General features: G+C 63.7%; 22 protein-coding genes and 1 pseudogene. 14 read left to right on the top strand and 9 right to left on the bottom strand.

The genetic code is table 11. From position 1 onward, the window contains the following. Positions 1-84 precede the first annotated feature (84 nt). Complete coding sequence (locus tag WCB02_RS07650; protein WP_423957247.1) at positions 85-894, top strand: phosphatase PAP2 family protein; 810 nt, start codon at positions 85-87, stop codon at positions 892-894. 151 nt (positions 895-1,045) lie between these two features. After that, positions 1,046-2,380 (top strand): argininosuccinate synthase, encoded by a 1,335-nt coding sequence (gene argG / locus WCB02_RS07645; RefSeq protein ID WP_423957245.1) that lies wholly within the window; start codon positions 1,046-1,048, stop codon positions 2,378-2,380. Between the two features lie 62 nt (positions 2,381-2,442). Here argG and WCB02_RS07640 read toward each other — a convergent pair whose 3' ends face one another. Then, positions 2,443-3,033 (bottom strand): TetR/AcrR family transcriptional regulator, encoded by a 591-nt coding sequence (locus WCB02_RS07640; RefSeq protein WP_423957243.1) that lies wholly within the window; start codon positions 3,031-3,033, stop codon positions 2,443-2,445. 125 nt (positions 3,034-3,158) lie between these two features. On the opposite strand from WCB02_RS07640, the gene WCB02_RS07635 reads away from it, so the two are divergent. Continuing rightward, positions 3,159-3,524: a nuclear transport factor 2 family protein gene (locus tag WCB02_RS07635; RefSeq protein ID WP_423957242.1), complete on the top strand. Its 366-nt coding sequence runs from the start codon at positions 3,159-3,161 to the stop codon at positions 3,522-3,524. Between the two features lie 66 nt (positions 3,525-3,590). On the opposite strand, the gene leuB is transcribed toward WCB02_RS07635, so the two are convergent. After that, positions 3,591-4,703 carry a 3-isopropylmalate dehydrogenase gene (gene leuB, locus WCB02_RS07630; RefSeq protein ID WP_423957240.1) on the bottom strand — a complete coding sequence of 371 codons (1,113 nt, stop codon included), beginning with the start codon at positions 4,701-4,703 and terminating at the stop codon, positions 3,591-3,593. Between the two features lie 175 nt (positions 4,704-4,878). Here leuB and WCB02_RS07625 point away from each other — a divergent pair, with 175 nt between their 5' ends. After that, positions 4,879-6,075 carry a YbfB/YjiJ family MFS transporter gene (locus WCB02_RS07625; protein ID WP_423957239.1) on the top strand — a complete coding sequence of 399 codons (1,197 nt, stop codon included), beginning with the start codon at positions 4,879-4,881 and terminating at the stop codon, positions 6,073-6,075. A 69-nt stretch (positions 6,076-6,144) separates the two neighbouring features. Here the strand turns inward: WCB02_RS07625 and WCB02_RS07620 are convergent, their stop codons facing one another. The 4 genes from WCB02_RS07620 to WCB02_RS07605 form a co-directional block, all read right to left on the bottom strand. Continuing rightward, entirely contained in the window at positions 6,145-6,930 is a 786-nt protein-coding gene (locus tag WCB02_RS07620) for a molybdopterin-dependent oxidoreductase (RefSeq protein WP_423957237.1), read from the bottom strand. Between the two features lie 25 nt (positions 6,931-6,955). Beyond that, the gene (locus tag WCB02_RS07615) at positions 6,956-7,603 is read right to left on the bottom strand and encodes a cytochrome b/b6 domain-containing protein (RefSeq protein WP_423957236.1); all 648 of its coding nucleotides are present in this window, start codon (positions 7,601-7,603) and stop codon (positions 6,956-6,958) included. Between the two features lie 184 nt (positions 7,604-7,787). Further along, positions 7,788-8,342 (bottom strand): fasciclin domain-containing protein, encoded by a 555-nt coding sequence (locus WCB02_RS07610; RefSeq protein WP_423957235.1) that lies wholly within the window; start codon positions 8,340-8,342, stop codon positions 7,788-7,790. Positions 8,343-8,801: 459 nt separating this feature from the next. After that, entirely contained in the window at positions 8,802-9,563 is a 762-nt protein-coding gene (locus WCB02_RS07605; RefSeq protein ID WP_423957234.1) for an SDR family oxidoreductase, read from the bottom strand. Positions 9,564-9,647: 84 nt separating this feature from the next. On the opposite strand from WCB02_RS07605, the gene WCB02_RS07600 reads away from it, so the two are divergent. Then, positions 9,648-11,177 (top strand): malonate--CoA ligase, encoded by a 1,530-nt coding sequence (locus WCB02_RS07600; RefSeq protein WP_423957233.1) that lies wholly within the window; start codon positions 9,648-9,650, stop codon positions 11,175-11,177. A 32-nt stretch (positions 11,178-11,209) separates the two neighbouring features. Here the strand turns inward: WCB02_RS07600 and WCB02_RS07595 are convergent, their stop codons facing one another. Continuing rightward, positions 11,210-12,064 carry a sulfite exporter TauE/SafE family protein gene (locus WCB02_RS07595; protein WP_423957232.1) on the bottom strand — a complete coding sequence of 285 codons (855 nt, stop codon included), beginning with the start codon at positions 12,062-12,064 and terminating at the stop codon, positions 11,210-11,212. Positions 12,065-12,297: 233 nt separating this feature from the next. Between WCB02_RS07595 and sdhC the strand changes: the two genes are divergently transcribed. From sdhC to WCB02_RS07575, 4 genes are all read left to right on the top strand, one after another. After that, a complete protein-coding gene (gene sdhC / locus WCB02_RS07590; protein WP_423957230.1) occupies positions 12,298-12,696 on the top strand; it encodes a succinate dehydrogenase, cytochrome b556 subunit in 399 nt (132 codons plus the stop codon). A 14-nt stretch (positions 12,697-12,710) separates the two neighbouring features. Next, positions 12,711-13,085, top strand: a complete 375-nt coding sequence (sdhD, locus tag WCB02_RS07585) for a succinate dehydrogenase, hydrophobic membrane anchor protein (RefSeq protein ID WP_423957249.1) — start codon at positions 12,711-12,713, stop codon at positions 13,083-13,085. A gap of 3 nt (positions 13,086-13,088) precedes the next feature. Further along, positions 13,089-14,930, top strand: coding sequence for a succinate dehydrogenase flavoprotein subunit (gene sdhA, locus WCB02_RS07580; protein ID WP_423957228.1), 1,842 nt, complete (start codon positions 13,089-13,091; stop codon positions 14,928-14,930). Between the two features lie 108 nt (positions 14,931-15,038). Then, entirely contained in the window at positions 15,039-15,821 is a 783-nt protein-coding gene (locus WCB02_RS07575; RefSeq protein WP_423957226.1) for a succinate dehydrogenase iron-sulfur subunit, read from the top strand. A 42-nt stretch (positions 15,822-15,863) separates the two neighbouring features. On the opposite strand, the gene WCB02_RS07570 is transcribed toward WCB02_RS07575, so the two are convergent. Both WCB02_RS07570 and WCB02_RS07565 read right to left on the bottom strand, forming a co-directional pair. After that, complete coding sequence (locus WCB02_RS07570) at positions 15,864-16,106, bottom strand: hypothetical protein (RefSeq protein WP_423957224.1); 243 nt, start codon at positions 16,104-16,106, stop codon at positions 15,864-15,866. 155 nt (positions 16,107-16,261) lie between these two features. Next, positions 16,262-16,420 carry a hypothetical protein gene (locus tag WCB02_RS07565; RefSeq protein WP_423957222.1) on the bottom strand — a complete coding sequence of 53 codons (159 nt, stop codon included), beginning with the start codon at positions 16,418-16,420 and terminating at the stop codon, positions 16,262-16,264. Positions 16,421-16,493: 73 nt separating this feature from the next. On the opposite strand from WCB02_RS07565, the gene WCB02_RS07560 reads away from it, so the two are divergent. The 5 genes and pseudogenes from WCB02_RS07560 to WCB02_RS07540 form a co-directional block, all read left to right on the top strand. Further along, positions 16,494-17,342 carry an FkbM family methyltransferase gene (locus tag WCB02_RS07560; protein WP_423957221.1) on the top strand — a complete coding sequence of 283 codons (849 nt, stop codon included), beginning with the start codon at positions 16,494-16,496 and terminating at the stop codon, positions 17,340-17,342. A gap of 38 nt (positions 17,343-17,380) precedes the next feature. Continuing rightward, entirely contained in the window at positions 17,381-17,761 is a 381-nt protein-coding gene (locus tag WCB02_RS07555; protein ID WP_423957220.1) for a VOC family protein, read from the top strand. Positions 17,762-17,845: 84 nt separating this feature from the next. Continuing rightward, on the top strand, positions 17,846-18,331 hold the full coding sequence (locus WCB02_RS07550) for a pyridoxamine 5'-phosphate oxidase family protein (RefSeq protein WP_423957219.1): 486 nt from the start codon (positions 17,846-17,848) through the stop codon (positions 18,329-18,331). Continuing rightward, entirely contained in the window at positions 18,332-18,583 is a 252-nt protein-coding gene (locus WCB02_RS07545; RefSeq protein WP_423957218.1) for a hypothetical protein, read from the top strand. A gap of 224 nt (positions 18,584-18,807) precedes the next feature. Continuing rightward, positions 18,808-19,069: pseudogene (locus WCB02_RS07540) on the top strand (OmpA family protein); the annotation flags it as partial.

Below are 19,069 nucleotides of genomic sequence, written 5' to 3'. Positions count from 1 at the left end.
CCACCACCCATGCCGCAGGCGTCGCGCCCGCCGCCGCCGTGACGGGGGTTTTCATCGCTGGCCGCCTCCGCTAAACCCCGCGCCATGAACCGGACTGGACTTTTTATCGCGCTCGGCCTTTCCGCCTGTGTTGGACTGTTGTTCGGGTTCTATCCCGAACTGGACCTGAAGCTTTCGTCCCTGTTCTACGATACGGCGACGAAATCCTTTCCGCTCAAGTCCAGCGCGCTGGCCGAGTTCGCGCGCGATGCCGCGATGTGGATCGCGTGGGGCTTTGCGGCGCCGGCGATCGTGGCATTGGCGATGAAGCTTTGGCGACCGGACCGGCCGTTGCTGATATCCGGGCGGACGGTGGTCTTCCTGCTCGTGACCCTGCTGCTGTCGGCGGGCGTGCTGACAAATCTGACCTTCAAGAGCTATTGGGGCCGGCCGCGCCCGGTGGTGGTGACGCAGTTCAACGGGCCGCAACAATTCGTACCATGGTGGGATCCGCGCGGCACCTGCGATCGAAACTGCTCGTTCTTCTCCGGCGAAGGCGCGACTGCATTCTGGACCTACGCGCCCGCGGCACTCACGCCCCCGGCCTGGCGCCCCGTGGCCTATGTCGCCGCGACCGTGTTCGGGGTTGCGACCAGCGCGCTCCGCATGGCATTCGGCGGCCATTTTTTCACCGATGTCGCAATCGCGGGCCTGGTGACATTCCTCGTGATCTGGCTTTCGCATGGCGCCATCTACCGCTGGCCGCGCACCCGCCTCTCCGACAAGGACATCGATGCCGCGCTGACACGGTTTGCCTGGCCCGGCTATGTCTGGCGGCGGCGGCTCGCAAGGCGCAGCACGCCACGCGAGCCATCCTTCGTTAACCGCATCGTCAACGCCCGGCGGGACGATTGAGCCAATTGGAGGGTTTCCGCAAGCTGGGGTCGTCCAGCTTCGATCATTCGATCGCCATCCGCCATTAAACGCGTGCCGATCGTCGCGAAGTTTGATATTCGCGGCACTCAATTCGCTGGAAATGTCATCCCTTACGACCGATTGGAAGCTTATGAGCACGATCCTGAAAGGCCTGCCCAAAGGGGAAAAAGTCGGCATCGCCTTCTCGGGCGGTCTCGACACCAGCGCGGCGCTGTTGTGGATGAAGCAGAAAGGCGCCCGGGTCTTCGCCTACACGGCTAATCTAGGCCAGCCGGACGAGGCCAATTATGACGAGATTCCGCGCAAAGCCCTGGGCTTCGGCGCCGAAAACGCCCGGCTGGTCGATTGCCGCATGCAATTGGTCCACGAAGGTATCGCCGCGATCCAATCCGGCGCTTTCCATATCTCGACCGGCGGCGCGACATACTTCAACACCACGCCGCTAGGTCGCGCCGTGACCGGCACGATGCTGGTCTCGGCCATGAAGGAAGACGGCGTCAACATCTGGGGAGATGGCTCGACGTATAAAGGCAACGATATCGAGCGGTTCTACCGCTACGGCCTGCTGACCAATCCGGGCCTCAAGATCTACAAGCCCTGGCTCGACCAGCAGTTCATCGACGAACTGGGCGGCCGTGCGGAAATGTCGGCGTTCCTCACTACCAACGGCTTCGACTACAAGATGAGCGCCGAGAAGGCGTATTCGACCGACAGCAATATCCTCGGCGCGACCCACGAGGCCAAGGATCTCGAACGGCTGGACAGCGGCATCAAGATCGTCACGCCCATCATGGGGGTCCCGTTCTGGCGCGACGATTGTGTGGTCAAGGCCGAGACGGTCACCGTGCGTTTTGTGGAAGGGCAGCCCGTCGCACTGAACGGCCAGAGCTTCGCCGATCCGGTCGCGCTGTTTCTCGAGGCCAACGCGATCGGTGGCCGGCATGGCCTCGGCATGAGCGACCAGATCGAAAACCGGATCATCGAGGCAAAGAGCCGCGGCATTTACGAAGCGCCCGCAATGGCGCTGCTGCACATCGCCTATGAGCGCCTGGTCACCGGCATCCATAACGAAGACACCATCGAGCAATACCGGATCAGCGGCATGCGGCTTGGCCGGCTGCTCTATCAGGGGCGCTGGTTCGATTCTCAAGCGCTCATGCTGCGCGAAACCGCGCGCTGGGTGGCCCGCGCAATCAGCGGTGAGGTCACGCTCGAGCTGCGACGCGGCAACGACTACTCGATCCTGAACACCGAGAGTCCCAACCTGACCTATCAGCCGGAGCGGCTGAGCATGGAGAAGGTGGAGGATGCGGCGTTCACGCCGGCGGACCGTGTCGGCCAGCTGACCATGCGCAATCTCGACATTACCGATACCCGCGCCAAGCTGAATCTCTACGCAGCGACAGGCCTGCTATCGGCTGGCGAAAGCTCGCAGATATTCAAACTCGATAGCGACAAGACCTGAGAACGGCGCGGATGCCCCCGTTGCGCCTGATGGGTCCGAGACGGTAGCCGACTTCGTTCCTCCTATTTCGCCCGCAGGGCGTCCAGCAGGGAGCGGAACGCGCGCGCATACGCCGCGCCGGTTTTTGCGATATCTTGACCGGCCGAGCAGGCCACCGCTGCTTCCGTCACCGCGCCGAGCAATAACCGCGCAAGTGGTTCGATCGGCTGCCGTGCAATCACGCCCGCATCCATGGCGGCGGCGAGCGCGAGCGGAAACTTGCCGCCGAAATGCCTGGCATCGATTTCGCGCCAACGCTCCCATCCGAGCACCGCCGGGCCGTCGCGCAGGATGATCCTGCGAGTTGCGCCGCTATTGGCGCAGGCTGAGAAATAAGCCTCGGTTCCCGCCGCCATGGCGGCCAGCGCGTCTTTTTCGGTGCGCGCGATGCGGTCGATGTCGATGACAAGTTCGATCGAAACCTGCTCAAACACGTCCTCGAACAGCGCCTCCTTGGTCGGGAAGTGATGATAGACCGCGCCCTTGGCGACGCTCGCGCTGGCGGCGATATCGTCCATCGTGGTGGCGGCAAAGCCGCGTTCCCCGAAGATGCGCTTCGCGGCCTTGACGATCGCTGCCTGGGTTTTCTCACGCCGCTCGGCCTGGGTTGCCATGATCGTTCTCTAACGCAGTCCGTGGAGCCAGGCCAATTTGACTCGCCAATTTGACTCGTCAATTGACTTGCCGACCAACAGTCAGTAAATACAGACTGATAGTCGGTATTACAGGAGGTTGAAGCATGCCATCACTCGCCACTCTGCAAGCCTTTGCTGCCGCCGTCGAATCCAACGACCACGTCGGCGCGATCCGAAAATTCTATGCACCGGACGCACGGACCCAGGAGAATGACGGTGCCCCGCGGGTCGGCCGCGATGCACTCGCCGAGCGGGAGCAAGCGGTACTGGCGTCGGTAGCCGGCGTCGCGACCAGACGACTCGGACCGCTATTGCTCGACGGCGACCATTCAGCGATCCGCTGGCGCTTCGAATTCACCGGCAAGGACGGCAAAGTCCGCGGCATGGAAGAGGTGGCTTGGCAGACCTGGCGCGGCGAGCAGGTGATCGAAGAGCACTTCTTCTACGATCCGCAGCAGATGACGAGATGAGATGTCTCCACGCCCCGCTGTCGAATAGCTGGAGACGATCGTGCGGCGAAAGCAAGCATCTCGGCATCAAGCGTGCAGCGCCTGCAATTCCTTCAGGATCGCCTCGCCCATCTGTGTGGTCGAGGCCGGCGTGGTGCCCTCCGACCCGATGTCGGCGGTGCGCAGGCCGCTCGCCAGCACGGCGGCGATCGCGGCATCGAGCTTGTCGGCGAGCGCGCCCATGTCGAAGGAATAGCGCAGCGCCATGCCGAACGAGGCGATCATCGCGATCGGGTTGGCGAGCCCCTTGCCCGCGATGTCCGGCGCCGAGCCGTGCACCGGCTCGTACAGCGCCCGGCGCTTTTTGGTCTTGCTGTCGACCTCGCCGAGCGAGGCCGACGGCAGCATGCCGAGCGAGCCGGTCAGCATGGCGGCGACGTCGGACAGCATGTCGCCGAACAGATTGTCGGTGACGATGACGTCGAACTGCTTCGGCGCCTTCACCAGGTTCATGCCGCCGGAATCGGCGAGCTGATGTTCCAGCGTGACGTCGTTGTATTCACGATCGTGCACCTGGGTGACGACCTCGTTCCAGAGCAGTCCCGACTTCATGACGTTGCGCTTTTCCATCGAGGTCACCTTGTTGCGCCGCCTGCGCGCGAGATCGAACGCGACGCGGGCGATGCGCTCGATCTCGTAGGTGTCGTAGACCTGGGTGTCGACGGCGCGCTTCTGGCCGTTGCCGAGGTCGGTGATGGTCTTTGGCTCGCCAAAATAGACCCCGCCGGTCAATTCGCGAACGATCATGATGTCGAGCCCCTCGACCGCCTCGCGCTTCAGGCTGGAGGCATCCGCCAGCGCCGGATAGCACACCGCAGGCCGCAGATTGGCGAACAGGCCGAGGTCCTTGCGCAGCCGAAGCAGCCCGGCCTCGGGCCGCGCCTCATAGGGCACGCTGTCCCATTTCGGGCCGCCGACCGCGCCGAAGATGATGGCGTCGGCCGCTTTCGCCTTCGCCATGGTCGCGTCCGTGATGGCAACCTTGTCCGAATCATAGGCCGCGCCGCCCACCAGACCCTGTTCGGTCTCGAACCCGGCGAGGCCTTTGGCATCGAGCCAGTCGATCAGGCGCTTCACCTCCGCCATCACTTCGGGGCCGATGCCGTCGCCGGGCAGAAGCAGCAGTTTATGGGTGGTCATGGGTATTTCCTCACCGGGACTCGTCATGCCCGGCCCTGTCGCGGCCATGACGTGCAATATGATTTCGCGCGGAGTGCTAAAGCGACGTTGCGAGGTTGGCAAGACACCATTGCCGGCGTCGCCCTGTCCAATCGCCGCGCGGCCTGCCAAAATGACGCGGCTGCCGGAGAATGTCGTGAAACCACTCGAATCCAGCTCCTCGTCCGCGCATCCCGCACGGCTGATCCTGACGCTGTCGCTGGCGCCGATCGTCGGCCTTGGCATCGGCCGCTTTGCCTATGCGCTGGTGCTGCCTGATATGCGGGATTCGCTGCACTGGTCGTATTCGACGGCCGGCTTCATGAACACCGTCAATGCCGCAGGCTATCTGCTGGGCGCGCTGATGGCCTCGCGGCTGGTCAAACGCTTCGGCTGGTCGGCCACGGTTCGCGGCGGCACGCTCAGCTGCGTCGTCTCGCTTGCGATGTGCGCGCTGTCAGGCAATTTCATCGTGCTGAGCCTGGCGCGGCTGATCGCCGGCTTTGGTGCCGCAGCCGGTTTTGTCGGGGGTGGTGCGCTGGCGGCGATGATCGCGCAATCGCGCCCCGAGCGGGCCAACTTTCTCCTGAGCCTGTTCTATGCCGGGCCCGGGCTTGGCATTCTCTTGTCCGGCCTGATCGCGCCGTTCGTCCTGCGGGCGTTCGGGCCGGGCTCATGGTGGATCGTATGGTGGGCGATGGCGCTGCTGGCGGCCGCCATGACCGTGCCGCTGCTGGTCACGCACTTTGGAGACAGGGCGGGCATCACCGCGGCGGGCGCGGCACGGTTTGCGATGCTGCCGGTTGCGATCTACCTCGCCGGCTATTTCCTGTTCGGTGCCGGCTACATCGCCTACATGACCTTCATGATCGCCTATGTGCGCGATGCCGGTGGGGGCGCCACCGCGCAAGCCGCGTTCTGGGGCCTGATCGGCCTCAGCGCCTTCGTCACGCCGTGGGTCTGGCGTGGTGTGCTGGCGCTCGATCGCGGCGGCCTTGCGACCGCGATCATCCTGGCCGTCAACGCGACCGGCGCGGCGTTGCCGATCTTCGGCCATTCCACCGCGCTGCTCGCCGTCTCTGCGGTGGTGTTCGGCGTTGCGTTCTTCGCGGTGGTCGGCTCGACCACCGCCTTCGTGCGCTTCAACTATCCGCCCGCGGCCTGGCCGACCGCGATCGCGGCGATGACGGTTTCCTTCGGCATCGGCCAGACGCTCGGGCCGACCGTGGTCGGCGCCATCACCGACACGCTCGGCAGCCTGTCCTATGCGCTGAATGTGTCAGCCGCGATGCTGGCGCTCGGCGCGATTCTCGCGCTTTTGCAGGGCAAGCTCGCGCAACATCCCAAATCATGACACTCACAAGGTCGTCCCGGCGAACGCCGGACCTTCACCGGGTCGACCGATGGAGGCGAGCCGGAACAGCTAGCTACCGCTGAATGAATTGTAGCCCTGATCTTCCCAATAGCCGCCCTTGTATTCGTTGGTGACTTCCATCGACACCACGTATTTCGGGTTCTTGAAGCCGAGCTTGGTCGGCACCCGGATCTTCATCGGGAAGCCATAGGCGCGCGGCAGGATTTGGTCGGCGAATTTGAACGTCATCTGAGTCTGCGGATGCAGCGCGGTGCGCATGTCGAGCGGCGAGTTGTAGCCTTCACTGTCGGCGCACTGGAACCAGACATATTTCGCGCGGGTGTCGGCGCCGATCAGCTTGAGGAAATCGCGCAGCGGCGTGCCGGTCCAGCTGCCGATGGCGCTCCAGCCCTCGACACAGATGTGGCGCGTGATCTGCTTGACCTGCGGCAGCTGGTAAAGCTCCTCCAGGGTCCAGGGCTTCTTGTTGTCGACGAGGCCGCGCACCTCGAGCTTCCAGGCCTTGCCGTCGACCTCGGGCGCGTCGTCGATCTCGTAATAGGCATTGAACGGGAACGGCTTTGTGATCGCGCTTTCCGGAAAGGTGGGCGCCAGCGCGTCGGGATTGAACATCCAGGCCTGCACCGCGTCGTTGAACTTCGAGATCTGCGCCAGCATCGTGTCGGCGGAATCGCTGTCGAGCACGTCGCAGCCGGTCAGAAGGCTCAGCGCGCCGAGGCTGGCGCCGCCGGAGATAAAGCGCCGGCGCGTCAGATCCGGCATCGCCTTGAGCGCATCCTTGACCAGGAGCTTCTTGTCGACGCCGGGGATCAGAAGTCTGCGCATGCGACCCATGATGATTTCTCCTCTAATTGCGGGCTCAGCGGCCGATGATCATCGCGCGCAGGCTCTTGGGCACCAGGAGCGCCAAGGCGACATGGACGATCAGGAAGGCGACGATCGCCGACATGCAGACGAAATGGACGTAGCGCGCCACGTCGTAACCGCCGAACAGCGCCGTGAGGTACTGCAGCTGCACCGGCTTCCAGATCGACAGGCCGGACAGCACGATCACGATGCCGACCGCGATGATCCCGGCATACAGCAGCTTCTGCACCGAATTGTACGTCGTCAGGTCGTCATGCCCGAGCCTGAAGGTCAGCGCGGCCTTGACGTCGGAGAGCACGCCGCCTGGCGTGATAGGCAGCAATTTCTTCCGGAAGCGGCCGGTGGCAAGACCTGTGATGACATAAGCCAGACCGTTGATCGTCAACAGCCACATCGCCGCGAAATGCCACAGCAGCGCACCGCCAAGCCAGCCGCCGAGCGTGATGGATTTGGAGAAGTGGAAATCGAACAGCGGCGAGGCGTTGTAGATCTGCCAGCCCGACATGATCATCAGGATCATCGCAACCGCATTGATCCAGTGCATGGTCCGCACCCAGGCCGGCTGGATCACCTTCGCTGGAACAAGGGTGGTGTGGCTGTGGCTATCGGCGGCGGCAATGCTGGACTCGAGGCTGGACATGGTGGCTCCATGCTGGAAGTCGGTTGTGGCTATTATACGCCACAGCATTCCGTTTCGTTACGGCTGGGACGCCATCGAATCGATACAAGCGGCGTATCGCATTCACAAAAAAGCGAGCCGGGTTGCCCCGGCTCGCCGCGCCTGTCCCGGTGCGGGAACACCGCCTGGATCAGGACCCGCAGTATCACGAGGCCGGCATCAGCACGGTGTCGATCACATGGATCACGCCGTTCGACTGGTTGACGTTGGCGATCGTGACCATCGAGCTATCGCCCTTGGCGTCGATGATCATCACCTTGTCGCCGGAGCGCTTGACCGTGAGATCTTCGCCCTCGACGGTCTTCAGCATCTTGCCGTCGGTCAGGTCGGACGCCTCGAGCCGGCCCGGGACGACATGATAGGTAAGGATCTTGGTCAGGGTCGCCTTGTTCTCCGGCTTGACCAGATTATCGACCGTGCCGGCCGGCAATTTGCCGAAGGCGGCATTGGTTGGCGCGAACACCGTGAAGGGTCCCTTGCCTTCCAGGGTCTGCACCAGGCCGGCAGCCTTCACCGCCGCGACCAGGGTGGTGTGGTCCTTCGAATTGACGGCGTTCTGGATGATGTTCTTGGATGGGAACATCGCCGCGCCGCCAACCATGACGGTCTTCTCCTCGGCGCGCGCCGGGCCGGCAAAGCTCGAGGTGAGGGCGAGCGCGCTGAAGGCTGCGGCCGACAACAGGGCAATTTTCTTGGACATGGAAAGTCTCCCAATAATTTCAGCTGGGCCGGCGGACATCCGCTGGCGGTGACGTGTCAACAACGGTGCCGATCGATTGATCTGTTTGGGCGCCGTCGTTGCCCGGAGCTACGGGAGGTTTTCAGGCCGGTTTCGGAGAATAACTCTTTGTGATTTCTGAAACTATTTGACGGGCAATCCGTGGGGTCTTCGGGTGGTGATCCCTCACCAAAGATTCCGTCCGTCCTCCCGGACAAGTGAGCGACCGCCAGCGCCTGCGCCGTCCGGTCGCGAGCGCGATCCGATGCGGGACCCACGGCCCATTCGGTTGAGCGATGTTTTGGGACGACTGTCTTGGCAACAACGCGCGCTGCGGTCCCCCCTGTCCGCAATTGCGCACCAGGGAACGATGAGGGAGATCGCTGGGACGACTTTGCAGCCGCGATCGCTGTCCGCGTTCGCGACAAGGGTGCGTGACATTCAATCCCGGTTTGCCGGCGTCTGGATGAAGCCGCGGTTCCAGGTGGGGCTGATCAGGATTTCGTTCATGCAGACCCGCGGCGGCATGCTGGCGACGAAGGCGATGGTGCGGCCGAGGTCTTCCGGCTGCAGCATCCTGGCCTGCTCCTCCTCGCTCGGCACCACCGGGCGCAGTTTCAGGATCGGAGTCGCCACCTCGCCGGGCGACAGGCAGCAGGCGCGCAGGCCGTTGACGCATTCATCCATGTTGAAGGAATGGGTCAGCGCCAGCACTGCATGCTTGGTCGTGGTATAGGCCGGCCCCGGCATCTTCGAGACATGGCGGCCGGCCCACGAGGCGACATTGATGATGCAGCCGTCCTTTTGCTTTCGCATCGCCGGCAGCACCGCGCGCATGCAATAGAGCACGCCGTTCAGATTGATATCGACCAGTTTGTTCCAGCCATCCAGTTCCATGTCGGCCCAGCGCCGCTTCGGCACATTGATGCCGGCGCTGTTGACCAGAAGATCGATGCGCCCATGCTTCGCCAATATCTGTGCGGCGGCCTGTTCGACATCGGCGGCGACGCTGACGTCGAGCGGAATCGCTTCCGCCGCGCCGCTCGCTTTTGCAATCTTGCTCACCACGGCATCGAGCGCTTCCTTGCGGCGCCCCGAAACCACCACCGTCCAGCCATCCGCGGCAAGCGCCTCGGCGCCGGCTTCGCCGATCCCGCTGCCGCCGCCCGTTACCCAGGCCACGCGTTTTCCCGCCTTTGTCATGCAAACTGTCTCCGTTGCTTTTGCAGGGGCGTTTTTGCTAATCCAGCCGTCAAAGACCAGCTCCCCCCTTCGCGGAATTGTCGCATGAACGCCACCGCCAACGCCAACCTGTTTTCACGCCTGTTCGATGGCATCGACGACCCGACCCGGCTCGCCATCGAAACCCTCGACGGCCAGCACATCTCCTACGGCGACTTGATCGGGCGCGCCGGACAGATGGCGAATGTGCTGGTGGGGCGCGGTGTCAAGCCAGGCGACCGCGTCGCGGCACAGACCGAAAAATCGGTCTCTGGTCTCGTGCTTTATCTCGCCACCGTCCGCGCTGGCGCCATCTACCTGCCGCTCAACACCGCCTATACGCTGAACGAGCTCGATTATTTCATCGGCGACGCCGAGCCCAAGGTCGTAGTGTGCGATCCGTTGAAGGCTGCAGGGATCAGCACGATCGCGGCGAAGGTCAAAGCCAAGGTCGAAACCCTGGGCGCCGACGGCAGGGGTTCGCTGACCGAGGCCGCCGACCAGGCCGGCAAGGAATTCGCAACCATCATCCGCGGCAATGACGATCTCGCCGCGATCCTCTACACGTCCGGCACCACCGGCCGCTCCAAGGGCGCGATGCTCAGCCACGACAATCTGGCGGCGAACTCGCTGACCCTGGTCGACTACTGGCGCTTCACCGACAAGGACGTCCTGATCCACGCGCTGCCGATCTATCACACCCACGGCCTGTTCGTGGCCTCCAACGTGACGCTGTTTGCGCGCGCCTCGATGATCTTCCTGCCGAAATTCGATCCTGACCTGATCATCAGGCTGATGGCGCGCGCCACCGTGCTGATGGGCGTGCCGACCTTCTACACGCGCCTCTTGCAAAACCCGGCGCTGAACCGGGAATCCGCCAGCCACATGCGGCTGTTCGTGTCCGGCTCGGCGCCGCTGCTTGCCGACACCCATCGCGAATGGACCGAGCGCACCGGCCATGACGTGCTCGAACGCTACGGCATGACCGAAACCAACATGAACACCTCCAACCCTTATGACGGCGAGCGCGTCGCCGGCGCCGTCGGCCACGCGCTGCCCGGCGTCACCGTGCGCGTCACCGATCCCGAGACCGGCAAGGTGCTCGCGCCCGAGACCATCGGCATGATCGAGGTCAAGGGCTCGAATGTGTTCAAGGGTTATTGGCGGATGCCGGAAAAGACCAAATCCGAATTCCGCGACGACGGCTTCTTCATCACCGGCGATCTCGGCAAGATCGACGACAACGGCTATGTGCACATTCTTGGTCGCGGCAAGGATCTGGTGATCTCCGGCGGCTTCAACGTCTATCCGAAGGAGATCGAGAGCGAGATCGACGCCATGCCGGGCGTGATCGAATCGGCCGTGATCGGTGTTCCGCATGCCGATTTCGGCGAGGGTGTCACTGCGGTCGTGGTCTGCCATCCCACAGCCAAGATCGACGAGGGCACGATCCTGAAGGGACTCGACGGGCGGCTGGCCAAGTTCAAGATGCCCAAGCGGGTCTTCGTGGTCGGTGAATTGCCGCGCAACACCATGGGCAAGGTGCAGAAGAATATCCTGCGCGACAAGTACAAGGACATTTACGCAAAGGGCTAGCGCGCTGACCGTCGGCGCGGACCTGGATGCGCTTAGAGCAGACTTATCGCAAACCGGCCGCCGACGATGAAGAGATAGCAGGCGAAAGCGACCTCCAGCGTCCGTTTCGACATGGCATGCGCGGCCATCACCCCGAGCGGCGCCGTCACGAGGCTGGTCGGCATCACGATCAGCGCGGCGTTCAGCGAGACGTAGCCGAGCGCAAACGGCCACTGCAGCGCAGCGACGTCGGGAAATCGCGCCGCCGCCGGCCAACCGGCATAGACATAGCCGATAGCGCCGGGGATCGAGATCAGCACGGCAAGCGCCGACGAGGTCGCGACCGCCTGATGGATCGGGCGGCCATAGAACGTCATCAGCAGATTGGAGAACAATCCGCCGCCGACGCCCATCAGGGTGGAGAGCAGGCCGACAAAGAATCCGTAGACCTTCATCAGCACACCGGTCGGGACGTCATCGCCAAACCGCCAGCCTTCTCGCGCGAAAAACAGCCGCATCGCGGCCGCCCAGGCGACGCCGACAAAAACCAGTTTGAACAGGCCCTCCGGCGCGTAGCGCGCCATGACGCTGCCGACGGTCACGCCCAGCATGATCACCAGCGCCCACGCCTTGACGATGGCCAGATCCACCGCGCCCCTCTCGAAATGGGCACGAAACGAGCGGATCGAGGTCGGGATGATCACGGCCAGCGAGGTGCCGACGCAAAGCGGCATCCGCGCCTCCAAAGGTACGCCGGCGAGCCGAAAGCACTCATAGAAGACCGGCACCAGGACGGTGCCGCCGCCGATCCCGAACGCGCCGGCGAAGAATCCCGATAGGGCCCCAACTCCCACCAGCAACATGGCCAGTTCGACGATACCGGCGGCATCAAGTCCTGTGATGGCCATCCGCTCTGGCACCCCCGATGGCACTGCTGTGAATCCTGCTTCACGTATACCAGCCGCGAGGCGCCGCCAAGCCTTGTCAATGCCCACTGCCGCAAGGCTCATCTGTAACTATGAACCATGGTTCGGAATTGCCGATATTCGCCGTTGCGCTGCTGGGTTCGACTCCGTAAATAAGGCTCAAACACACCGCGATCCCGACCGGTCCCCCGGTCCGCAAACCACCAAAGCCGCCAATGACCGCCAGGATCGAACGACCGCTTTCGCCGCATATGCAGACCTATCGGTGGACGCTGACAATGATATTGTCCATCGTCCATCGCATGACCGGCGTAGCGCTTTATTTCGGCACCCTGCTGTTGGCGTGGTGGCTGATTTCGGCGGCCTCGGGTCCGACTGCTTATGCCAATGTGCAGGCCTTTACGTCGAGCTTCATGGGTCGGCTGATCGTGTTCGGCTACACTTGGGCGCTGCTGCATCATCTGCTCAGCGGCATCAGGCATTTCATCTGGGATCTCGGCTACGGCTTCAAGGCGAACGAGCGCGAAGCGCTGACCTGGGGCGCGCTGATCGGCGGTATTTCGCTGACCGTGCTGTTGTGGATCGTGGCCTATGCGGTTGGGGGCGGACGATGAGCACAGAGAAATCGATGCGGACGCCGCTTGGACGCGTCCGCAATCTCGGGGCCTCGCATTCGGGGACCTCGGATTTCTGGCGCCAGCGTCTCACCGCGGTGGCGATGACGCTGCTGATCATTCCGGTGGTGGTCATCGTGATGATGCTGCTCGGCCGCAACCAGGCCGGCGCCGCGCAAATCCTGGGCTCGCTGCCGATCGCGGTCATCCTGTTGCTGTTCATCATCGCCAGCGCCTGGCACATGAAGATCGGCATGCAGGTGGTGATCGAGGACTATGTGCATAACGAACTCCTGAAGCTCGCCGTCATCATGGCCAATAATTTCTTCTGCATCGCAGTGGCGCTGGCCTCGGGTTACGCGCTGCTCAAACTGTCATCGGGAGTTTAGCCCATGGCCAGCAATGGCAACGGCAAGGCCGCGAATGGCGGTGGCCCGGCCAGCAACGGAAAAGCCTATCCGATCGAGGATCATACCTACGACGTGGTGGTGGTCGGCGCCGGCGGCGCGGGATTGCGCGCCGTGGTCGGCTGCAGCGAGGCGGGCCTGCGCACCGCCTGCATTACCAAGGTGTTTCCGACCCGCTCGCATACGGTCGCCGCGCAAGGCGGCATCTCGGCGTCGCTCGGCAACATGCATCCGGACGACTGGCGCTGGCACATGTACGACACCGTCAAGGGGTCGGACTGGCTCGGCGACCAGGACGCGATCGAATACATGGTGCGCAACGCGCCCGAAGCCGTCTACGAGCTCGAACATTGGGGCGTGCCATTCTCGCGTACCGAGGACGGCAAGATCTACCAGCGGCCGTTCGGTGGCATGACGACGGATTTTGGCAAGGCCCAGGCCCAGCGCACCTGCGCCGCCGCCGACCGCACCGGTCACGCAATGCTGCACACCATGTACGGCCAGGCGCTGCGGCACGCGGCGGAATTCTACATCGAATTCTTCGCCATCGACCTGATCATGGACGACCAGGGCGTCTGTCGCGGCGTGATCGCGCTCAAGCTCGACGACGGCACGCTGCACCGCTTCCGCGCCCAGACCACCATTCTGGCGACCGGCGGCTACGGCCGCGCCTATGCCTCCTGCACCTCGGCGCATACCTGCACCGGGGACGGCGGCGCCATGGCGCTCCGTGCCGGGCTGCCGCTGCAGGACATGGAATTCGTCCAGTTCCACCCGACCGGCATCTATGGTTCGGGATGCCTGGTCACCGAGGGCGCGCGCGGCGAAGGCGGCTATCTCGTCAATTCCGAGGGCGAGCGCTTCATGGAGCGCTATGCGCCGTCGGCCAAGGATCTCGCCTCGCGCGACGTGGTGTCGCGCGCCATGACCATCGAAATCCGCGAGGGGCGCGGCGTCGGCAAGAAGAAGGATCACATCTTCCTGCATCTCGACCACCTCGATCCCAAGGTGCTGGCGGAGCGGCTGCCCGGCATTTCCGAATCGGCGCGGATCTTCGCCAATGTCGACGTGACGCGCGAGCCGATCCCGATCGTGCCGACCGTGCACTACAACATGGGCGGCATCCCCACCAATTATCATGCCGAAGTGCTGACCAAGAAGAATGGCGACGACAACGCGATCGTGCCCGGCCTGATGGCGCTCGGCGAGGCGGCCTGCGTCTCGGTCCATGGCGCCAACCGCCTCGGCTCCAACTCCCTGATCGACCTCGTGGTGTTCGGCCGTGCCGCGGCACTGCGCTGCGCGGAAAAGCTGACCCCCGACGCGACGCAGCCGGAGCTGCCAAAGGACGGATCCGACCGGGCGCTCGGCCGGCTCGACCATTTCCGCAACGCCGCGGGCGGCACGCCGACCGCGAAGCTGCGCGCCAGCATGCAGCACGTGATGCAGAACAATTGCGCGGTGTTCCGCACCGGCGAGGTGCTGCATGAAGGGCAGAACCTGATCCACAAGGTGCATGGCGGCATCGGCGACATCGGCGTCTCCGACCGCTCGCTGATCTGGAACTCCGATCTGATCGAGACGCTGGAGTTCGACAATCTGATCGTGCAGGCGGTGGTGACGATGGACTCCGCCGCCAACCGCACCGAAAGCCGCGGCGCGCACGCGCGCGAGGATTTTTCCGAACGCGACGACAAGAACTGGATGAAACACACGCTGGCGTGGATCGACGAGAGCGGCAAGACCAGCGTCGATTACCGCCCGGTGCACGACTACACCATGACCAACGACGTGCAGTACATCCCGCCAAAGGCGCGGGTGTATTGATTGTTTGTCATGCGCGGGCTCGACCCGCGCATCCATCGATCTTCGCAAACGGGATGGATTGCCGGATCAAGCCCGGCGATGACGAGGTGAACCGCAGAGGCCAGACAGATGGTTGAATTCGCACTCCCAAAAAATTCGAAGATCACCGGCGGCAAGACCTGGCCGAAGCCGCCGGGCGCCACCGAGACACGCGAGTACAAGGTCTATCGCTGGAATCCGGACGACGGAAAAAATCCCAGTGTCGACACCTATTACGTCGATACGCACGACTGCGGTCCGATGGTTCTCGACGGCCTGATCTGGATCAAGAACAATATCGATCCGACCCTGACCTTCCGCCGCTCCTGCCGCGAAGGCGTCTGCGGCTCCTGCGCCATGAACATCGACGGCCAGAACACGCTGGCCTGCACCAAGTCGATGCATGACGTGAAGGACGGCGCGGTGAAGGTCAATCCGCTGCCGCATCAGCCCGTGATCAAGGATCTGGTGCCGGATCTGACCAATTTCTACGCGCAATATGCCTCGATCGAGCCGTGGCTGAAGACGACCTCGCCGACGCCGCAGAAGGAATGGAAGCAGAGCCATGAGGACCGCGAGAAGCTCGACGGCCTCTACGAATGCATTCTCTGCGCCTGCTGCTCGACCTCCTGCCCGAGCTATTGGTGGAACAGCGACCGCTATCTCGGACCGGCCGCGCTGCTGCAGGCCACCCGTTGGGTCAAGGACAGCCGCGACGAAGCCACCGGGGAGCGGCTCGACAATCTTGAGGACCCGTTCCGGCTCTATCGCTGCCACACCATCATGAACTGCGCCAAGGCCTGCCCGAAGGGCCTCAATCCCGCCGAGGCGATCGCCGAACTGAAATTCAAGCTGGTTGAACGGCAGGTATAGGCGCGGTTTTTGCTCGCACTGACTGTCTTGGAGATGTCGCCGTCAGAACCCGTCGTGGCAGGCGATGTGCGAGGGGATCGCTAGCTCGGCGCCGATCGCGCCCAGCGTGAAGACGACACGCAGCATCGCCTGGATCGACAGCACGATCGTCACGTCGGTGTGCTGTGGCTCGGGTGACGACAGAGCCAGAAATCCGAGCAGTGCCTGACTGAAGAATGCGCCAGGCACCATCGGGATGCATCCGGCCAGTGCGATCGCATTGGAGGCGGCGCCGAGCCGCGGCAAGACGATGAAAACGACGCCGGACGCCGTCAGGGCAGCGACGAAGGAGGCAGCATCGAGGGCGATCCAGATGATCCCAACGGCGGCAAGCCTGGCGATCGGGTCGAAATCGTGCCCGATGCAAGGTCACAGTGAGCGGCGAAATCGTCGTACTTTCGTCACAGCACATCGCTATCCGCAGGCACCATCCCGGCGCCGGCGAGGTGGTCGTGCATTTTGTGCGCGCCGGATTCCTTGCCATTCCCGCCTAAATCGTCAGCCTTCGGGATTCGCTCGAAGGCCGCCCGTTCTGTTTCGCTGTTCTCTTTTTCTGGCACTTGCGTCGTTGGAACGGCCCTTGAAGTCGGCTATCGAGGCGCGGCCTTTTGCAAGCCGGCGAGAAACCCTGTCATGTCGACCCCTCAAACTGGCATCGCCGCGGCCAACGATCCCGCGTCCCCCCCGTTTGGCGCGTTTGCGCCGACAGATGCGCAGGCAGCGATCATCGCACTCGCGCAGCGCTCACGGCTGAAGCGCGGCGCGTTCCGCCCGATGCTGTCGCGGCTGGTCAATCTGGTGCGCCCAGGTCCGGTCGACGTACCCTATCAGGGCGCCTCGTTCCGCTTCTATCATCAGGCCAGCGCCACCGAACGCGGCGCGCTGTTCAATCCCGACTACAATCTCGCCGAGCTCGATTTTCTGCGCGCGCATCTGGCGGCCGGCGGGTCGTTCGTCGATGTCGGCGCCAATGTCGGCACCCATGCCCTGGCGCTGGCGCGCCTCGTCGGTGCCGGCGGCAAGGTGATCGCGATCGAGCCGCATCCGGTCACCCACGCGCGGCTCGCCTTCAACCGCGCAGCCTCCGGCCTGACCCAGGTCACGCTGGTGGCGGCGGCCGCGGGACCCAGCAACGGCGAATTGCTGATCGAGACCGATGGCGACAATCTCGGCGCCAGCCACATCGTCGGCGACGCGACGTCGGGCAATGCGATCAGGGTACCTTCGCTGCGGCTGCAGCGCATCGTCGAGGAGGCCGGCCTGTCGAAGGTCGACGCGCTGAAGATTGACATTGAGGGGTTCGAGGATCGGGTGCTGATCGGCTTCTTCCGCGACGCACCCGAGTCGCTCTGGCCGGGCGCGGTCGTGATCGAGCATTCGTCACACCACGAATGGCAACAGGATTGCATCGCCGACATGCTGGCGCGCGGCTACGCCGTGGCCGGCAAGACCCGCAGCAATACATTTCTGACACGCGGCTGACTTATCATCGGCTAGTCGACAGCGCTGAGGAGGTTCAGATGATCGATCATTTGGGTTTTTCGGTTTCCGACTTTGAGCGCGCCAAGGCGTTCTACCTGAAAGCGCTGGCGCCGCTCGGCTATGGTCTCGTGATGGAAGTGCCGCAGGAGAGCGGCCATGCCGCGGCGGGCTTCGGCGCCGACGGCAAGCCGGACTTCTGGATCGGCGCCGAGGGCGGCTTGAACAAGCCGGTCCATGTCGCGATCCTGGCCAAGGACCGCGCCACCGTCGACGCTTTCTACCAGGCGGCGATGCAGGCGGGCGGACGCGACAACGGCGCGCCCGGCGTTCGTGCGCACTACCACCCGAATTACTACGGCGCCTTCGTGCTTGATCCGGACGGCCACAATATCGAGGCCGTCTGCCACTTGCCGGAATAGCGGGTTCCAAGGCGCGCCGACAAAGGAACATCGCCACGGTCGGCCCGTTATCGCTGCAATCCAGCGAAGCCACGGGAGCAAATCATGGGCAATGACAACACGCGCGACGCCGACCGCGTCTGGGACCTGATGAAGAAGATCGGCTTTGCGATGCTGGTCACCTGCGACGGCGACAAGCTTCGCGGCCGTCCAATGTACGCCTATGTCGAACGTCAGGAAGGCGTGATCTATTTCCTGGCCGATGCCAGGCGCCACAAAGACGAAGAGATTGCCCGCGATCCCCACGTCAACCTCTCCTTCGCGGATGCGGGCAGCCAGAAATACGTCTCGGTCAGCGGCACCGCCGCGATCAGCAATGACCGCGCCAAGATCAAGGAGTTGTTCTCGACGGCGGCGAAGGCTTGGTGGGACAATGCCGAGGATCCCAACATCCGCGTACTGAAAGTCATGCCCGAGGAAGCCGAGTTCTGGGATTCGCCCGGCACCGTCATTGCTTATGTGAAGATGGCGGCTGCTGCCGTCACCGGCAGCCGCCCCGATCTCGGCGACAATCGCAAGGTGGCGATCTAGATGGGTATTGGCGATCCCGAGGAGATTCCGCCTGCGACGCCGGGACATCCGACCGAGCCGCCGCAGGAAGAACCGCCGGGCAATCCGCAGCCCGAGGTCCCCCCGCGCGTGGATGAGCCCGGCGAGCCGCCGCAACCGGACGAATTGCCCGGCTATACGCCCGATGAACTGCCGGTACGCGGGCCCGATGGGCCGCCTCCTGCCAACCCGGCGATTGCTCACGACGCTTCTCGGTCTGTGGCTACAATGTGAAGCGACGGGTTCGGCCGGCGGACTCGGTCCCGAACGGCTGAACGCGCCATGAATGAGGCGCGTCAGGCGTTGCGCCTCGCGGAAATAAATCCAATTTTGCGTTTGAACGGCGCCACAATCCGGCCTCACGCTTGGCCTTCATCCCAACGCGTCGTCGCAAAAACGAATCCCCAAGAGATCCCCCACCCCCATACCCGACGCAATTCCTGGGAGCCGAGATCATCATGCACCGACTTCGTCTGCTACTGCTTGCCACGACCGCCCTTAGCGCGATGCAGTTCGCAAGCCCGGCATCCCATGCCCAGACGGCGTCGCAGAGCACGCCGCAGCTATTCGCGCCGCAGCTTCTCGCGCAGGCGGAAAAAGAGGGCGGTCCCAACGAAAAGGAAAAGAAGGGCGGCCCACCGAAGGGCGGGCAGCCGCCAGCGAAGGGCGCGCCGCCTCTTGGCAAGGAAGCGCCAAGGCCCCCGGCGCCTCCCGCGCCTC

It is taken from the genome of Bradyrhizobium sp., assembly GCF_049581145.1.
Lineage (GTDB): Bacteria > Pseudomonadota > Alphaproteobacteria > Rhizobiales > Xanthobacteraceae > Bradyrhizobium.
The sequence above is the reverse complement of the archived record's forward strand: the minus strand, read 5'-3'. Positions and strand labels throughout refer to the sequence as shown.

Excerpts from the sequence above, each read along its gene's own strand:
- WCB02_RS07615 (WP_423957236.1), bottom strand. The coding sequence starts at position 7,603 with ATGTCCAGCCTCGAGTCCAGCATTGCCGCCGCCGATAGCCACAGCCAC.
- WCB02_RS07650 (WP_423957247.1), top strand. The coding sequence starts at position 85 with ATGAACCGGACTGGACTTTTTATCGCGCTCGGCCTTTCCGCCTGTGTT.
- leuB (WP_423957240.1), bottom strand. The coding sequence starts at position 4,703 with ATGACCACCCATAAACTGCTGCTTCTGCCCGGCGACGGCATCGGCCCC.
- sdhA (WP_423957228.1), top strand. The coding sequence starts at position 13,089 with ATGGCCAGCAATGGCAACGGCAAGGCCGCGAATGGCGGTGGCCCGGCC.
- WCB02_RS07610 (WP_423957235.1), bottom strand. The coding sequence starts at position 8,342 with ATGTCCAAGAAAATTGCCCTGTTGTCGGCCGCAGCCTTCAGCGCGCTC.
- WCB02_RS07640 (WP_423957243.1), bottom strand. The coding sequence starts at position 3,033 with ATGGCAACCCAGGCCGAGCGGCGTGAGAAAACCCAGGCAGCGATCGTC.
- WCB02_RS07595 (WP_423957232.1), bottom strand. The coding sequence starts at position 12,064 with ATGGCCATCACAGGACTTGATGCCGCCGGTATCGTCGAACTGGCCATG.
- WCB02_RS07550 (WP_423957219.1), top strand. The coding sequence starts at position 17,846 with ATGGGCAATGACAACACGCGCGACGCCGACCGCGTCTGGGACCTGATG.
- WCB02_RS07545 (WP_423957218.1), top strand. The coding sequence starts at position 18,332 with ATGGGTATTGGCGATCCCGAGGAGATTCCGCCTGCGACGCCGGGACAT.
- WCB02_RS07560 (WP_423957221.1), top strand. The coding sequence starts at position 16,494 with ATGTCGACCCCTCAAACTGGCATCGCCGCGGCCAACGATCCCGCGTCC.
- WCB02_RS07555 (WP_423957220.1), top strand. The coding sequence starts at position 17,381 with ATGATCGATCATTTGGGTTTTTCGGTTTCCGACTTTGAGCGCGCCAAG.
- WCB02_RS07605 (WP_423957234.1), bottom strand. The coding sequence starts at position 9,563 with ATGACAAAGGCGGGAAAACGCGTGGCCTGGGTAACGGGCGGCGGCAGC.
- WCB02_RS07635 (WP_423957242.1), top strand. The coding sequence starts at position 3,159 with ATGCCATCACTCGCCACTCTGCAAGCCTTTGCTGCCGCCGTCGAATCC.
- WCB02_RS07600 (WP_423957233.1), top strand. The coding sequence starts at position 9,648 with ATGAACGCCACCGCCAACGCCAACCTGTTTTCACGCCTGTTCGATGGC.
- argG (WP_423957245.1), top strand. The coding sequence starts at position 1,046 with ATGAGCACGATCCTGAAAGGCCTGCCCAAAGGGGAAAAAGTCGGCATC.
- sdhC (WP_423957230.1), top strand. The coding sequence starts at position 12,298 with ATGACCGCCAGGATCGAACGACCGCTTTCGCCGCATATGCAGACCTAT.
- sdhD (WP_423957249.1), top strand. The coding sequence starts at position 12,711 with ATGCGGACGCCGCTTGGACGCGTCCGCAATCTCGGGGCCTCGCATTCG.
- WCB02_RS07575 (WP_423957226.1), top strand. The coding sequence starts at position 15,039 with ATGGTTGAATTCGCACTCCCAAAAAATTCGAAGATCACCGGCGGCAAG.
- WCB02_RS07620 (WP_423957237.1), bottom strand. The coding sequence starts at position 6,930 with ATGGGTCGCATGCGCAGACTTCTGATCCCCGGCGTCGACAAGAAGCTC.